Origin of the sequence: Sneathiella sp., from assembly GCF_036960985.1 — a bacterium.
Classification (GTDB): Bacteria; Pseudomonadota; Alphaproteobacteria; order Sneathiellales; family Sneathiellaceae; genus Sneathiella.
The window spans coordinates 1-13,743 of the sequence record NZ_JBALWD010000042.1; the positions used below are offsets into that span (position 1 = coordinate 1).

At 53.3% G+C, this 13,743-nt stretch carries 19 protein-coding genes; 5 read left to right on the plus strand and 14 right to left on the minus strand.

The window, feature by feature from the left end:
* The first annotated feature begins 82 nt into the window (after window positions 1–82).
* From rfaD to V7723_RS17665, 3 genes are read left to right on the plus strand one after another with little or no spacing between them, the layout of a single operon-like run.
* Window positions 83–1,075 (plus strand): ADP-glyceromanno-heptose 6-epimerase, encoded by a 993-nt coding sequence (gene rfaD, locus V7723_RS17655; protein ID WP_335685820.1) that lies wholly within the window; start codon window positions 83–85, stop codon window positions 1,073–1,075.
* 9 nt (window positions 1,076–1,084) lie between these two features.
* Window positions 1,085–1,723 carry a LysE family translocator gene (locus tag V7723_RS17660; RefSeq protein WP_335685821.1) on the plus strand — a complete coding sequence of 213 codons (639 nt, stop codon included), beginning with the start codon at window positions 1,085–1,087 and terminating at the stop codon, window positions 1,721–1,723.
* Window positions 1,724–1,743: 20 nt separating this feature from the next.
* The gene (locus V7723_RS17665; protein ID WP_335685822.1) at window positions 1,744–2,031 is read left to right on the plus strand and encodes a DUF1330 domain-containing protein; all 288 of its coding nucleotides are present in this window, start codon (window positions 1,744–1,746) and stop codon (window positions 2,029–2,031) included.
* A 7-nt stretch (window positions 2,032–2,038) separates the two neighbouring features.
* Here the strand turns inward: V7723_RS17665 and V7723_RS17670 are convergent, their stop codons facing one another.
* Genes V7723_RS17670 through V7723_RS17710 form a run of 9 tightly spaced genes read right to left on the minus strand, consistent with a single transcriptional unit; the run spans window position 2,039 to window position 8,685 of the window.
* Window positions 2,039–2,341, minus strand: coding sequence for a cupin domain-containing protein (locus V7723_RS17670; RefSeq protein ID WP_335685823.1), 303 nt, complete (start codon window positions 2,339–2,341; stop codon window positions 2,039–2,041).
* 11 nt (window positions 2,342–2,352) lie between these two features.
* Window positions 2,353–2,784: an MmcB family DNA repair protein gene (locus V7723_RS17675; protein WP_335685824.1), complete on the minus strand. Its 432-nt coding sequence runs from the start codon at window positions 2,782–2,784 to the stop codon at window positions 2,353–2,355.
* A gap of 3 nt (window positions 2,785–2,787) precedes the next feature.
* Window positions 2,788–3,156 (minus strand): helix-turn-helix domain-containing protein, encoded by a 369-nt coding sequence (locus tag V7723_RS17680; RefSeq protein ID WP_335685825.1) that lies wholly within the window; start codon window positions 3,154–3,156, stop codon window positions 2,788–2,790.
* A 14-nt stretch (window positions 3,157–3,170) separates the two neighbouring features.
* A complete protein-coding gene (locus tag V7723_RS17685) occupies window positions 3,171–3,830 on the minus strand; it encodes a Smr/MutS family protein (RefSeq protein ID WP_335685826.1) in 660 nt (219 codons plus the stop codon).
* Window positions 3,814–4,500, minus strand: coding sequence for a LutC/YkgG family protein (locus V7723_RS17690; protein ID WP_335685827.1), 687 nt, complete (start codon window positions 4,498–4,500; stop codon window positions 3,814–3,816). Before V7723_RS17690 ends, V7723_RS17685 begins: the two co-directional genes overlap by 17 nt.
* Window positions 4,500–5,924 carry a LutB/LldF family L-lactate oxidation iron-sulfur protein gene (locus tag V7723_RS17695; protein WP_335685828.1) on the minus strand — a complete coding sequence of 475 codons (1,425 nt, stop codon included), beginning with the start codon at window positions 5,922–5,924 and terminating at the stop codon, window positions 4,500–4,502. Before V7723_RS17695 ends, V7723_RS17690 begins: the two co-directional genes overlap by 1 nt.
* Window positions 5,924–6,697, minus strand: coding sequence for a (Fe-S)-binding protein (locus V7723_RS17700; RefSeq protein WP_335685829.1), 774 nt, complete (start codon window positions 6,695–6,697; stop codon window positions 5,924–5,926). The genes V7723_RS17695 and V7723_RS17700 overlap by 1 nt, the downstream gene beginning before the upstream one ends.
* Before the next feature lie 59 nt (window positions 6,698–6,756).
* On the minus strand, window positions 6,757–7,995 hold the full coding sequence (mltA, locus tag V7723_RS17705) for a murein transglycosylase A (protein ID WP_335685830.1): 1,239 nt from the start codon (window positions 7,993–7,995) through the stop codon (window positions 6,757–6,759).
* Window positions 7,996–8,004: 9 nt separating this feature from the next.
* The gene (locus V7723_RS17710; RefSeq protein ID WP_335685831.1) at window positions 8,005–8,685 is read right to left on the minus strand and encodes a Tim44/TimA family putative adaptor protein; all 681 of its coding nucleotides are present in this window, start codon (window positions 8,683–8,685) and stop codon (window positions 8,005–8,007) included.
* Window positions 8,686–8,853: 168 nt separating this feature from the next.
* Here V7723_RS17710 and V7723_RS17715 point away from each other — a divergent pair, with 168 nt between their 5' ends.
* Both V7723_RS17715 and secB read left to right on the plus strand, forming a co-directional pair.
* Window positions 8,854–9,384, plus strand: coding sequence for an FxsA family protein (locus V7723_RS17715; protein WP_335685832.1), 531 nt, complete (start codon window positions 8,854–8,856; stop codon window positions 9,382–9,384).
* Between the two features lie 104 nt (window positions 9,385–9,488).
* On the plus strand, window positions 9,489–9,998 hold the full coding sequence (gene secB / locus V7723_RS17720; RefSeq protein ID WP_335685833.1) for a protein-export chaperone SecB: 510 nt from the start codon (window positions 9,489–9,491) through the stop codon (window positions 9,996–9,998).
* A gap of 15 nt (window positions 9,999–10,013) precedes the next feature.
* On the opposite strand, the gene dnaQ is transcribed toward secB, so the two are convergent.
* Genes dnaQ through V7723_RS17745 form a run of 5 tightly spaced genes read right to left on the minus strand, consistent with a single transcriptional unit; the run spans window position 10,014 to window position 13,699 of the window.
* A complete protein-coding gene (gene dnaQ / locus V7723_RS17725) occupies window positions 10,014–10,682 on the minus strand; it encodes a DNA polymerase III subunit epsilon (protein WP_335685834.1) in 669 nt (222 codons plus the stop codon).
* Window positions 10,675–11,274 carry a dephospho-CoA kinase gene (coaE, locus tag V7723_RS17730; RefSeq protein ID WP_335685835.1) on the minus strand — a complete coding sequence of 200 codons (600 nt, stop codon included), beginning with the start codon at window positions 11,272–11,274 and terminating at the stop codon, window positions 10,675–10,677. The genes dnaQ and coaE overlap by 8 nt, the downstream gene beginning before the upstream one ends.
* Window positions 11,271–12,137, minus strand: coding sequence for a shikimate dehydrogenase (locus tag V7723_RS17735; RefSeq protein WP_335685836.1), 867 nt, complete (start codon window positions 12,135–12,137; stop codon window positions 11,271–11,273). The genes coaE and V7723_RS17735 overlap by 4 nt, the downstream gene beginning before the upstream one ends.
* A complete protein-coding gene (locus tag V7723_RS17740) occupies window positions 12,134–12,748 on the minus strand; it encodes a Maf family protein (RefSeq protein ID WP_335685837.1) in 615 nt (204 codons plus the stop codon). The genes V7723_RS17735 and V7723_RS17740 overlap by 4 nt, the downstream gene beginning before the upstream one ends.
* A 3-nt stretch (window positions 12,749–12,751) precedes the next feature.
* On the minus strand, window positions 12,752–13,699 hold the full coding sequence (locus V7723_RS17745; protein WP_335685838.1) for a pyruvate, water dikinase regulatory protein: 948 nt from the start codon (window positions 13,697–13,699) through the stop codon (window positions 12,752–12,754).
* Between the last annotated feature and the right edge of the window lie 44 nt (window positions 13,700–13,743).

The window sequence follows — 13,743 nt, forward strand, 5'->3', positions numbered from 1 at the left end:
GCCGGGTCCATCTGGCGGAATTGAAAGATGGGTTTAGCACCACCCGCACCATCCAGCGCCTGCTTGGGAAGGAAGAAACCTGATGACTTCGCGTATTCTGGTTACCGGCGGGGCCGGTTTTATCGGCTCCAACATTGTCGCTGCCTTGTCCGATCAGGGAAAATCCGTGGTGGTTTGCGACTGGCTGGAAGACGGCGAGAAATGGAAAAACCTCGCCAAACATGTGATCAGCGACTTTGTTGATCCCGATGACCTGGAAAACTGGCTGGCGGAAGCGGGTAACGGGCTTGAGGCCATAATCCATATGGGCGCCATCTCGGCGACCACAGAAACCAACGGCGATTTGATCCTGAAACGTAATTTCAAGCCCACATTGATGCTATGGAATTGGGCAATCGCGCATAAAACACCGTTTATCTATGCATCTTCCGCCGCCACCTATGGTGATGGCACGGCCGGTTTTGATGATAGCGAGACGGAAGGCGACTTGCAGGATCTACATCCGCTCAATCTCTATGGCTGGAGCAAACATGCGTTCGACAAGCATGTGGCCCATGAAATTGCTCGTGGCGCCATGACGCCACCGCAATGGGCAGGGCTCAAGTTTTTCAACGTTTACGGCCCCAATGAATATCATAAAGGCTCCATGAAAAGTGTGATTGCCCAAAGCTATCCGCGCATTGCAGCAGGGGAGGCGGTGACCCTGTTCAAGTCCCATAGCCCCGATTATGAGGACGGCGGCCAGCTGCGCGATTTCGTCTATGTGAAAGACTGCGTTAATGTCATCCTGTGGCTGCTGGACAACCGGGACGTTTCCGGCCTGTTCAACCTTGGCACCGGAAAGGCCCGTAGTTTCAAGGACCTGGCCAGTGCTGTTTTCAAGGCCGCCGGAAAAACAGAGGATATCTCCTATCGGGATACGCCTATCGAGATCCGCGATAAATACCAGTATTTCACCGAAGCCAATATGCAAAAGCTCCGCGCGGCGGGCTTCGGCGGTAATTTCCACAGCCTGGAAGACGGCATTGCAGATTATGTCACCGACTATCTCGCCAAAGACGATCCGTACAGGTAGGAGCACAGAATGACTGAATTCATCCAATTCCTACCCGACTTGATCGTAGCTTATTCGGCGTATCTGATTGCCACCTTGAGCCCGGGGCCGGCGGTGCTGGCGATTATGGGGACGTCCATGTCGCGGGGACGGCGGGCCGGCGTATCGTTGGCGGCGGGCGTTTCGCTCGGCTCGTTTATCTGGTCGTTGCTGGCCGCTTTCGGGGTAACGGCGTTTCTGGCCGCGTTCGGCTGGACATTGATTGCGGTAAAAATTGGCGGGGGCCTCTATTTACTGTGGCTGGCCTATAAATCCCTGCGCTCCGCCTTGCGTAAAGATACGGCAGCGGAGGGCTCCATGCCCGCCGCCCAGAACGATCGGCGGTTTTTCCTGCGTGGTGTGGCGGTGCATATGACCAATCCCAAGGCGGTTTTTGCCTGGATTGCCATTATTTCCCTTGGATTGCGGCCGGACTCGCCGCTTTGGGTGACGTTTGCCATTATCGGCGGATGTGCGGCGCTCGGCATTCTGGTTTTCGGCTTTTACGCGCTGGCCTTCTCCAGCGCACCGATGATCCGCCTGTATCAATCAGGCCGCCGGATCATTGATGGCACGCTTGCTGTGTTTTTCGGAGCCGCCGGACTTAAACTGCTGACATCCCGGCTCTAGGATCAAGGATAGGAATTGTCATGAAAGGCTATTGGATCGTCAACGTCACCATCACAGATGCGGAGAATTATCCGCAGTATCTGGCCGCGGATGCAGTAGCGTTCGAGAAATATGAGGCAAAGTTCCTGATCCGCGGTGGCCAGTATTCAGCAGTCGAAGGCCCGGCCCGCGAACGTCATGTGGTCATCGAGTTCGACAGCTACCAGACAGCGCTGGATTGCTATAACTCCCCCGAATATCAGAAGGCCGCCAAACTCCGGCAAAAATTCGCAGACTCCGAGGTGCTCATTCTGGAAGGGGCGCCGTAATAACTGACTATTTCAGAAATTCAGTTTCCATAAAGGCGCATTCGAAATCATTGCCATTGAACACATCATGTTCGACGCCTTTTTCGCGGAAATAGGGCACACCGTGCTTTAACTCGGCGCGGGTCTGTTCGCCGCCGGGCAGTTTGATATCGAGGAAACCGTCGAACAACGGCACCACAACATAATCAAATTCATGCACGTGCCAGCCCGTATGCGATCCGACAGGAAATCGCCATTCAGTCACCCGCGTACGCTCATTCTCAATAAACACGGTAGGGATAGCATCCCCGTCACTACTGGCTTCACACATTATCACTCTCCTTATTTCTGGGTTTCCGGTGTATTTAATCGTCGGGCCGCAATTCGCGCAAACCGCAGGATAACATTTCTGCGGCGGCTTGCATTCAATTTGAAATCCGCTGACGGCGTCACGATCGCCCCGCCAAAACCATCGGCGATGATCAGACCTTGATCTGTCGGCAACAGGTTTTGCGGGAAGTCTTCGTCCACGGCAAAATAATATTCGTCACAAAATTCCAGATATTCCGTCCATTTCTCGTCCACCCGAAAATCTGCCGGGCCGCTTTTTACCTCAACAACGATGATCCGGCCCTTGCTATTGATCCCCATAACATCGACGCGACGACCGGTCCGCAGTTTTACCTCGCGCAAGCTCTCATAGCCCATGGCGGTCAGCAGAACCTGAACCCCTTTGGCGAGCCGGACGCCTTTATCGGATCGATCAGAACTCATGACTTAGCGGCGCGGCGGCGCTATCTCCTTGAGGTAATTCAACATTTCTTCCAGCCTCGCTTTGGGCAGGTTGCGGATTTCCCGCGCCATCAGGTTGGCATATTCCGTGGCCGTCGGGCTCAATCCGCTGGTATCAAGAGTAACTTTCGGATGGGAGAGGGAGGCCAGACGCTGTAATTCTTCCGCATCGTCCCAGATGATATTAAAATAAACGCAAATTTGCTCGACCAGCGACCAGGAGGGGCGGCCACGATGGCCATGCTCCAGCGCCGACAGGTAGGCGGCGCTGATATCCAGATCAGCGGCCATTTGCTTGAGCGTGATATGTCGTCCTTTTCGAAGTGCCCGCACCCGCAGGCCAAAAGGTGTCATGATAAATTCTCCTGTTACGACCGGTCGCGGCGCAGTAAAACATACAGCGCGCCGCCGCCGCCATGTTTCGGCTGGGCGGCCCGAAAGTCAATGACCAACCGCCGCATATCCGCCGCCGCGAGCCATTTGGGCACGGCTTCGCGCAAAATACCGCGGCGCTCACTTCCCATAAAAGCAGCATCATCGGTTTTCTGGCCCCGCGATCCTTTGCCCGTCACCACCAAGACACAGCGTTTACCCTGTAATTGCGCCGCCGAAATAAAGGTGCGCAGACGGGTATGGGCTTCGGCTTGCGTCATCCCATGCAAATCAACTTTGCCGTCGATGGTCATCTGGCCTTTGCGCAAACGTTCTGAGTTACGCCGATCCAGGCCCGGAACATTCTCCCGTTGAGAGGGGTTTATGGGCGGCGCGGCCCGGCGCGCATTTTGCGGCTCGACGGGGCGGCTGACCATGGCTTTCGCCAGTTTTTCGGCATTAATCGGCGGTTTGCGACCGGGCGCTGGCGTTGGCGCCGGTGCCACCTTCTTGGTGTCTACCACCATCTTGGTGGGTCGCACGTCAAAGCCGATAAATCGATTGCTGGCCTGACGGTCGATATTCCGCGTCACATAATCCCAAAGGTCCCGGTCGGTTTTCGACAGGCCTTTCGGGCGATCAGGCTTTTTGCTCATCTTCAACAATCACAATATGTAAACGGCGGGGCCCATGGGCTCCCATAATCAACTGTTGCTCAATATCCGCCGTTCGCGACGGTCCGGAAATGAAATTCACGGTGCGCGGCATCTCCGCCTCTCCGAATTTTTGCCGCAGCCGGTCCCAGACATCTTCAAACGAGCCCTGAATATCCCCGGCCTTCAACACAACAATATGATTTTCAGGCAGGAAGTTGAGCGTCGACGGGGTGTCCGGCCCGGAGGCCATGCACAAAGTCCCGGTTTCGGCAATGGCGGCAAACGCCGGGGTGATGCTGACTTCGTCCGTAATCACCGCCGCACCGCGGGCAATTTCCAACATTGGGACATCGCCCCACGGTATCTCATCCAACGATGGGGACGGGGACATCTTGATCTGGCTTGGCAGGTTATGGCTGCTGAGATAATCGCGGACCTGGCCCGGAACCTCGCTCAAAGACGGCACCCGCACGACAGTGGCCGCCAATGCTTCCAGTTTATCCTGCAGCAGATTGACCTGACGACCATGGCTGATACTTGTCCGGGCGGGCACCAGATTACGTTTATGGCCGGCAATCCGGTCGCGGACCAATGTTGCCGCCTCTTCGTCAAGCGGCCCGCGCCCCAGATTTCGGCGGATCCGGCCGAGGATTTTATCCCGCGCTGACATCAGGAATTCCTTCGTTTCTGCTGTTTCCATTGATCCATAAAGGTCTTGCCTTGCGGTGCCGGTAAGTCGCGAACAGAGGTCCAGCCTTTCATTAGCGGCAGGGATTTAAGGCGGCCTTTTTTACCGGCGGCCAACCGTAGCGCCGTGACGCCACATCGGGTCATCATCCGGTACAGGGCCGGGCGTTTGGCGAAAAACGCCCATAATCCAATGCCCCAGCGTTCCGGTTTCGGCGTGACATGGGTTTCAAAGGATTTCTCCCGCCAATGGCGCATGATTTTGGGCAGCGGAATGCGCACCGGGCAAACTTCCTCGCAGCGTCCACAAAAAGTCGACGCATTGGGCAGATGGCGGGCTTCTTCCAATCCAACCATCTGCGGATTGAGGGCTGCGCCAATCGGGCCGGGATAAACCCAGCCATAAGAATGGCCGCCGACGGCCTGATAAACCGGGCAATGGTTCATGCAGGCACCGCATTTCAGACAGCGCAGCAAATCCTGTTTATCGGTACCGATCAATTCACTGCGTCCACTATCGAGCAAGATAACGTGAAAGTTGGCCGGCCCGTCTATGTCTTCCATACGCTTCGGGCCGGTTGAAAAGGTGGTGTAGACAGACATTTCCTGACCGGTGGCGGAGCGGGCCAAAAGCCGCATCATGGTGCTGGCATCTTCCAATGTCGGCACAATTTTTTCGATGCTGGCCACGGCAATATGGGTTTTTGGCAAGCTTTGCGTCAGATCTCCATTGCCCTCATTGGTGACAATGACGGTGGAGCCGGTTTCTGCGATCAGGAAATTCGCCCCGGTAATGCCCACATCGGCTGCGACATATTTTTCCCGCAGGACACTCCGGGCTTCATTGACCAGAGCTTGCGGATCGGTCTGCCGTTCGGTTAATCCATATTTCTGATGTTTCACGTGAAACAGTTCGGTGACCTGTTCTTTTGTTTTATGCAGGGCCGGGGCAATGATATGGCTGGGATATTCATTGGCCAGCTGGATGATATATTCACCAAGGTCGGTCTCAATAGGCTCAATATCGTTTTCGCTGAGAAAATCATTGAGGGCCATTTCCTCGGTGATCATGGATTTACCCTTGGTCACTGTCTTTGCATCCGCGTCCCGGCAGATTTTCAAGACGGCATCGCGCGCTTCGGCGTAGGTATTGCACCAATGCACCTTCCCGCCTTGCAAAAGTACCTGATCTTCGAAATATTCCAGATAGTAATCGAGGTTTTCAATCACATGGTTTTTGATTTCCACTGCCGTATCCCGCAGATCCTCAAATTCCGGAAGCTCTTCGACGCGGGCGGCGCGGGCGACGGAAAATCCGGTTTTAACCTTCGAAAAGGCGGTCTGGATATCCTTGTCTTGCAACGCCTCATGGGCGCCGTCCTTGAAATGGCGACTGGTGACCTGCATCAGCGTTCTCCCTCACCAAGACCCGGCACGTCGGTCATGCCAGCCAACACCTCCGCCACATGTAAAACCTTTATATCTTCGTTTCGGCGGTGCAGCCGTCCGGCGATATTCATCAAGCAGCCCAAATCTCCTGCTGCCAGAATATCGGCTTTTGTTGCCGCAATATTATCGACTTTCTTATCAACCATGCTGCCCGATATCTCGGAATATTTAATGCAGAAGGTTCCGCCAAATCCGCAGCAGACTTCCCGGTCCTCTGCTTCACGAACTTCCAGCCCTTCAACACTGGCGAGTAAGGCCCGCGGCTGGTCCTTGACGTTCACTTCGCGCAAACTGCTGCAGCTGTCATGATAGGTCAGGCTGGCATCAAGCGTCGTCTTCGCAGGTTGATATTTCAGCACATCACTGAGAAATGAGACCAGCTCAAAGGTGCGGCCGGCCAATTCTTCGGCTGCCACCAGCATGGTGGGATCATCGGCAAACAGCTCTGGATAATGCTTCGAGATCATCCCGGCGCAAGACCCGGAGGGAGCGACCACATATTCAAACCCTTTAAAGGCCTCAATCACAGCGCTGGCAATGGCTTTGGTGCTTTTTTTATCACCGGAATTATACGCGGGCTGGCCGCAGCATGTCTGGGTGTCCGGCACCACGATGGTGCATCCGGCCTGCTCCAGTAATTTGATCGCTGCAAAGGCCACTGATGGACGATTTATATCCACAAGGCAGGTCACAAATAAGGCAACTGTTTTTGGTTCCGGCGTCTCGGTCATCTCATTCTCCCATTACTGGAATGAACTATACCCTTCGGTTTTGGATTACGCCAGATACCTTACGCGGGATTTGCCGTCTTTCGTTTTTCGGCCACCGCATTGGGCAGAAAGATCCACAGCTTGCCGTCACTTTTCATGCCGCCGGACATCTCGTAAGCATGATCACCATAGCCCCAGAAAACATCACCGCGGACGGGCCCGCGAATGGCGCCGCCCGTATCCTGCGCCATCATCAATTTACGGAAGGGCCGGGGAAGATCTGCTTCATCTGTCGTCGAGACTTCTGTTTCCAGAAAAACCGGCACACCCAACGGGAACCATTTGCGATCGACCGCAAGACTGCGTTCCGGTGTCAGTTCCACTCCTTGCGCCCCGATGGGTCCGCCGGTGTTCAGCTCACGAAAGAAGACATAAGACGCATTCATCTGCATAATCTCAGTCGCTTCATGGGGATTGTCCTCCAGCCAGCTGCGAATGGCCTGCATGGACATTTTCTCGCGCGGAATATACGCCCGTTCGATCAGAGCCTTGCCGATGGCGAAATACGGATGGCCGTTCTGACCAGCATAGCCAACCCGAAGCTCCGTGCCATCATCCAGCTGGACAATGCCGGAGCCCTGGATCTGTAAAAAGAAGGCGTCAATATCGCTATCGACCCAGACCAGTTCCAGTTCGCGGTTTTCCAGCGCCCCTTTGTCAATTTCGGTCCGATGCGCAAAGGGCATCAGATCTCCGCCTTTAACCTGACCGGCAATGCGTTGACCTTTCAGGTCATCGCGGAACCGGCCCAGATCGACCATGACAAGTTCGGGGGGGCGCAGATATAATGGGGTGGTATAGAGGTCCTGCTGTGTCCGGCTGCCTTTCAGGCTGGCCTCGTAATAGCCGGTAAACAAGCCTGTTTCCGTGCCATTATTCAAAACCTGAAACGGGGTGAAATTATCTTCAACAAAGGACCTGAGAACATCTGATTGCGGCGGTAACGTTAGCGCCATCTGACATAATGCATGCCAATCGGCCGCGGTTCCCGCCAGATTATTGCCACCAAGAGATCTCGTCTCGGGCAAAGTCAGAATTTTCGTGCAAGATTTGAGAAGGGCCGGCAGAAATTCCGCTAAATCGTCGCCGCTCCATCCGGGAATATCAGAATAGCTGGTTTGCTCGAGGATAAGGTTATCGTCCATTTTGACGTCACTTTGCCAATACCATATGCCACCCGCGATGCTCGCAATTACGACAATCCCCAGCGCACCGCCAATTTTTTTCCAGATAGGAGAGATATTTCCCCAGGCCGACATTAGACCGCCTTAGTTAGCACTGCGGGTAGTGATCAATAACCAGTTTGGATTACGAGATTTCAAGTTGCGCGCAAACGTCCACAATTCCTCAACCCGATGAGGTTGCGGGTCACCAGCGACAACAACACCGTCTTCGTCCTTGGTCATGCTAATCATCTCAGCATCAAACTTCACCGTCACTTCGGCCTCTTTATGTTCAAGCGTCGCATCGATTATATCGGCGGAATGAATGGCGACTATATCCGTCGACATGTCATGTTCCTGATCTTCGCGATCCTGAATGGAGGTTTCAAAGTTTTCATAGACATCGTCTGCCAGTAATTCCTTCAGGGTTGAGCGATCCCCGCGGGCGAAGGCAACAACGATTGCTTCATAAGCGGCTTGCGCGCCACCGGCAAAGGTCGTCTGATCGAAGTTTTTGTCAATCTGTCTGATTTGAGTCAGGGTTCGGCTGAGCTCGGTTCCAGCAAAGGGGCTTTCAATATCTGGTTTGGTCTTGCCGTCCAATGTTACCACATTGTCGTCACTGTCGACGGATTTATCGTCTTCTATTGTCTGCTGTTTTTGCTCTTCCGGCGGTGTTTGCTCATGTCCCATGCGCCGGCCCAGCACGCTACGCAAGCGCAAGAATATAAAACCAGCAACAGCGGCAAGCAAAATAATATCGAGGAACTGAAATCCGTTGTCCATATTTCTATCTTTAGATTGAGTTTGGTAATTATTCCAATAACCCTTATGTAAAGGGCAGCATTAAAGATTAGGTTAACGAGTTCCGTCCGTAAGGTCCAGCGCCGAATGTGCGGTTCTCGTATTACCTATGCATACAGTTACATAAACTTTTTAGAGGGATAAACAAGTTTGGCGTTAATAATTTTGGCATTGGTGATCGGTATCCCGCTTGTTGAGATTCTGGTCTTCATCGAGGTAGGAAGTGAAATCGGTGCGCTGAACACTGTCCTCATTACTGTCGTAACCGCTATTATCGGCATGGCGTTGCTCCGGGTTCAGGGGCTGGGCGTTCTCATGCGCGCGCAACAAGCCATCGAGCGAAAAGAAGCACCGGTCAACGAAATATTTGAAGGTGTCTTTCTGGCCATAGCAGGCTTATTCCTGCTGATCCCCGGCTTTGTGACGGATGCCATCGGGTTTTTGCTGTTTTTACCGCCGTTGCGGCGGGCTCTTGCGTCTTATGTGGCGAAACATTCAAAATTTGCAGCCCGGGCCAGCTACCAAAAGGGCGCACAGCGTCCTCCCGGCGGAACCGGTCCGGTCATCGATGGCGAGTATGAGGTTGTTGACGAAGAGGCTCCGCAACTGAACAATGATCCTGCTTCTTCCGGCCAAGGCTCAACCAAAAATCCCGATAGTCCCTGGTCCGACAAAAAGTGATCACTATTAGAGAATTTACCAGACTTCTACTTGTGACAGATCGGCATCCATGTTAGCCACTCTGTCAACATAACACTCGTGCCAAAATCTTGGAGAAAAGCTTAATGACTGAGAATGGAAGTGATGCACCAACGGATGCCGCTGCGGCAGGCCAAGCGCCAGGCGATCAGCCGTCCCTAGCGATTATCACGCAATATATTAAAGACCTTTCCTTTGAAAACCCCAATGCACCGCAAAGCCTGAGCCCAGAGAAGGGACAGCCCGAAGTCGAGCTTGGGGTTAATGTTCAAGCCCGAGCCGGTGACGCCGACATGTTTGATGTCGAGTTACGGATCAGCGCCAAAGCAACTCACGGCACAGAAGTCGCCTTTATTACAGAGCTTGTCTATGGCGGCCTGTTTCAAATGCGCAACTTCCCGCCCAACGCCATGGAAATGATGTGCATGATAGAATGCCCGCGTCTGCTCTTCCCCTTTGCCCGTCGGGTTGTTGCCGACGCCACACGGGATGGCGGGTTTTCACCGTTGCTTCTAGACCCTATTGATTTCAAGACGCTGTTTGAAAATCACAAGGCGCAAGCAATGGCGGGTCAGCAGCCCATGGGCACAGCATAAGCCAGATAATTACCCTTACTGCTTCCAGATCGGATCCGTAAGGGTTTCTAAAAATGCGGTATGAGCGGCCTGTTCGTCGTCGCTTGCCGCATGCGGCCGGGCAGGTCGAACCTCGATTTCCGTTTGAGATTCTGCTGCAAAAGCCGCATTCTCCTCCAAGGTAAACCCTTGCTGGCGTCCGCCAATAAGCTCCAGATACACTTCCGCCAAAAGCTCCGCATCCAACAACGCACCATGTTTGGTCCGGGCCGAGTTATCAATGGCAAAGCGCCGACATAAAGCATCAAGGCTGGCTTGCGCCCCCGGAAATTTGCGCCGGGCCATACTCACCGTATCGATGGATTGAGACATCGACAGTGGCGGCCGTTTCATCCGGATCAACTCCGCATTCAAAAACTTCATATCAAACTGAGCGTTATGAATGACCAGTTTGGCATTGCCAATAAACGCCAGAAACTCGTCAATCTCGCGGGCGATGACATTATGGGTTTTCAGAAATTCCTCACTTAACCCATGCACCTTGAAGGCGCCTTCGGGCATATCCCGTTCCGGATTTATATAGCGGTGAAAGATATTCCCGGTCGGAAGATGATTAACCAGCTCGACACAGCCAATCTCGACGATCCGATCTCCGCTGGCCGGATCAAATCCGGTGGTTTCCGTATCGAGTGCAATCTCACGCATGTTTCAAATCTTCCAGCAACCCTCTAATCTGCTCCAGAGTCGCTTCTTTCGGGCAATTGGTGTTAATCACATAATCTGCTTGTCGTCGCTTTTCTGCATCCGGGGTCTGCCGGGCAAGAATAGCCTCAAATTTCTCTTCTGTCATGTCATCGCGGGCCAAAACCCGTTCTCTTTGCACCTCCTTGGGTGCACTGACTACGACAATTTTGTCAAACCTCTTCTCACCGCCGGTCTCGAAAATGAGCGGTACATCCAGCACAACAAGTTTCGCTCCTGCTTTTTCCGCAGCCGCAAAAAAATCTGCGCGACCTTGGCCGAGCAAGGGATGGGTTATGGCTTCCAGTTTCTTGATTTCCGCTTCGTTACCAACCACCAGCTTGCTGAGACGGGCCCGGATAACCTTATTTCTCTCAACGGCTGTTGGAAATTCCGCGCGGATCGGCTCAACGGCCGCACCCCCTTCGGCATACAGCTTGTGAACTTCCGCATCGGCATCATAAACCGGCGTTTTTAATGTGCGGAACATTTCTGCCGCCGTCGACTTTCCCATGCCGATAGATCCGGTGAGACCAACAACCAACATCTTACTCATTTACTCTTCAATCCTTCCAATACATGGGATCGCAACCCAGCATCCACTTCCGGCCGCGTGCCAAACCAGGCTTCAAATCCGGCTTTTGCCTGATGCAATAACATGCCGATCCCCTCGACGGTCTCATTCCCGCGTGATGTCGCCGCTTTCAATAAGTCTGTTTGTTGCGGCGCATAGATAATGTCCGTGACAATGGCGGCTGCTTTCAAGTGATCCAGCGGCAATTCCAACGGTGGCTGACCGGACATGCCAAGACTGGTGGTATTGACAACAAAATCCGCGTCCGCAAGGCATTCACTGCGCTCTTGCCAGTTGATTACGTCCACCGTCTCGCCGATGTGCGTGGCCAGGGCTTCAGCCCGCTCCCGGGTCCGGTTGGTCATCAAGATTTTTGTAAAACCCATATCAACCAGCGCCACAGCAACAGCACGGGCGGCGCCCCCGGCACCGATCAGTACAGCTGTCCCGCCGTGCAGGGCGGCAACATCTGGATGTTCGTTCATGGAATCCATAAACCCGATCCCGTCTGTATTGCGACCAACCATCTCGCCGTTCTCGCCCATGACAATGGTATTCACCGCTCCGATGCGGCTGGCCGACCGGTCCAATATATCAACAAAGTCCATGACGGTTTCTTTTAGGGGAATTGTCAGGTTCGTACCGCGAAAAACCTCGCCCTTCTGCAAACATTCCGCTGGCAAACGGCGTAATAACCCTTCCAGATCTTCAGGCTTGACCGGGCGGTCCACATAATCCGCGTTGAGGCCATATCTGTTGATCCAGTAGCCGTGAAGCCGCGGCGACAGAGAATGGCTAAGCGGCCATCCCATCACACCGGCCGTTTTAGTCATTTCTGATGTCATATATGCAATCCGATTTTGTGATTACGCAAAAAATCCAGCAGTGGTAGCAACGGTAAACCCAGAATGGAGAAGAAATCACCATCAACGCGACTAAATAGATGGGCGCCCAGGCCCTCAAGATGGTAGGCGCCGACGGAAGATAAGATGGCATCCCCAGCCTCGGCCAGATATTTTTCCAAAAAAGCTTCGTCAAACGGCCGCATGGTCAGGCTTGCCTGATTGACATGATGCCAGAGAACGGTGCCCCCTTTGGCGACACAAACGGCATTGCTCAAATGATGTGTTTTGCCTTTCAGGCTGAGCAAATGGGCCCGGGCATGATCCATGTCCGGCGGTTTGTCGAACCAGATACCGTTGCACTCCAGAATCTGATCGGCCCCGATAACAAAAGCCTGGGGATGACTGTGTGAAATGCGGCTGGCCTTTAATTCGGCGAGGGCAACAGCCGTATCCGACGGTGGCGCCATGGCGCCCCGCATCGCATGTTTGACTTCATCTTCATCGACTGCCGCTGGTAAAGTTGTAAAATCCAGCCCGGCATTACGTAGCAAACGGGCCCGCGACATACTGGCGGACGCCAAAATCACCTCAGGCTGTGATGCATCGGCCATGTCTTATCGCATCCCTGCATTTTCCTGGCGCTTGGTAAACAAAGTGATGATTTGCGCGGCGGTTTCTTCCACGGAACGACGGGAAACATCTATAATCGGCCAGCTTTCACGCGTACAAATTTTTCGCGCCATTATCACCTCTTCCTTGATCCGCTCGCGGTCCACATAATCTGTATCTACCGTTTCATGCAGGCTCAAAAGTCGGTTTTTACGAATTTCCGATAATCGCTCCGGACTTGTGGTCAAGCCAACGACGATCGGATTGCTGAGTGAGAAAAGTTCCTGTGGCAAAGGTATTTCCGGGACGATCGGCACATTAGCGGTTTTAAAACCCCGATGAGCCAAATAAAAGGATGTCGGGGTTTTAGACGTTCGGGAAACACCGACCAGGACGATATCCGCGTCGTTTAAGCCTTCCGACATCTGACCGTCATCATGGGCCATGGTATAGTTCAGCGCTTCAATCCGACCGAAGTAATTCTGATCGAGGGTATGCTGGCGTCCGGGAAGCTGCTGGTTTTCCTGGCCCAAAAAATTGGAAAAAGCAGCCATCACCGGATCCAGGACAGACGAGCAAGAGACATTCAATTTCTGACAGCCTTTTTCAAGCACGTCTCGCATCTCGGTATTGACCAGGGTATAAAGTACTAAACCCGGTTTTTGTTCAATGGAATCAAGTATATCATCCAGCTGACGAACGGTCCGGGTTAATGTCCAGATATGTTCAATCGGGGCAACACCTTCAAACTGCACCAGGGCTGCTTTGGTCATGGATTGCAGGGTTTCCCCGGTAGAATCAGAAACCAGATGAAGATGGAATTGGGTCATAAAACTGCTGGCCTGTCCGCTGTGAATAATGTGAATAACAGGGATAACATGGCCTTTGGGAAAAGCCCAAAAAATTCCTCCCCATAAGCTGGTTTTTTTAAGGCCTCTTATGCGCTTGTGCATAACAGTCTTTTCCTATCCCAATCAGTGGGGAGGAATCGATTGCC

Bases quoted from the DNA above. Each gene is read 5' to 3' on its own strand.
- rfaD (WP_335685820.1), top strand. From the start codon at position 83: ATGACTTCGCGTATTCTGGTTACCGGCGGGGCCGGTTTTATCGGCTCC.
- V7723_RS17660 (WP_335685821.1), top strand. From the start codon at position 1,085: ATGACTGAATTCATCCAATTCCTACCCGACTTGATCGTAGCTTATTCG.
- V7723_RS17665 (WP_335685822.1), top strand. From the start codon at position 1,744: ATGAAAGGCTATTGGATCGTCAACGTCACCATCACAGATGCGGAGAAT.
- V7723_RS17670 (WP_335685823.1), bottom strand. From the start codon at position 2,341: ATGTGTGAAGCCAGTAGTGACGGGGATGCTATCCCTACCGTGTTTATT.
- V7723_RS17675 (WP_335685824.1), bottom strand. From the start codon at position 2,784: ATGAGTTCTGATCGATCCGATAAAGGCGTCCGGCTCGCCAAAGGGGTT.
- V7723_RS17680 (WP_335685825.1), bottom strand. From the start codon at position 3,156: ATGACACCTTTTGGCCTGCGGGTGCGGGCACTTCGAAAAGGACGACAT.
- V7723_RS17685 (WP_335685826.1), bottom strand. From the start codon at position 3,830: ATGAGCAAAAAGCCTGATCGCCCGAAAGGCCTGTCGAAAACCGACCGG.
- V7723_RS17690 (WP_335685827.1), bottom strand. From the start codon at position 4,500: ATGTCAGCGCGGGATAAAATCCTCGGCCGGATCCGCCGAAATCTGGGG.
- V7723_RS17695 (WP_335685828.1), bottom strand. From the start codon at position 5,924: ATGCAGGTCACCAGTCGCCATTTCAAGGACGGCGCCCATGAGGCGTTG.
- V7723_RS17700 (WP_335685829.1), bottom strand. From the start codon at position 6,697: ATGACCGAGACGCCGGAACCAAAAACAGTTGCCTTATTTGTGACCTGC.
- mltA (WP_335685830.1), bottom strand. From the start codon at position 7,995: ATGTCGGCCTGGGGAAATATCTCTCCTATCTGGAAAAAAATTGGCGGT.
- V7723_RS17710 (WP_335685831.1), bottom strand. From the start codon at position 8,685: ATGGACAACGGATTTCAGTTCCTCGATATTATTTTGCTTGCCGCTGTT.
- secB (WP_335685833.1), top strand. From the start codon at position 9,489: ATGACTGAGAATGGAAGTGATGCACCAACGGATGCCGCTGCGGCAGGC.
- dnaQ (WP_335685834.1), bottom strand. From the start codon at position 10,682: ATGCGTGAGATTGCACTCGATACGGAAACCACCGGATTTGATCCGGCC.
- coaE (WP_335685835.1), bottom strand. From the start codon at position 11,274: ATGAGTAAGATGTTGGTTGTTGGTCTCACCGGATCTATCGGCATGGGA.
- V7723_RS17735 (WP_335685836.1), bottom strand. From the start codon at position 12,137: ATGACATCAGAAATGACTAAAACGGCCGGTGTGATGGGATGGCCGCTT.
- V7723_RS17740 (WP_335685837.1), bottom strand. From the start codon at position 12,748: ATGGCCGATGCATCACAGCCTGAGGTGATTTTGGCGTCCGCCAGTATG.
- V7723_RS17745 (WP_335685838.1), bottom strand. From the start codon at position 13,699: ATGCACAAGCGCATAAGAGGCCTTAAAAAAACCAGCTTATGGGGAGGA.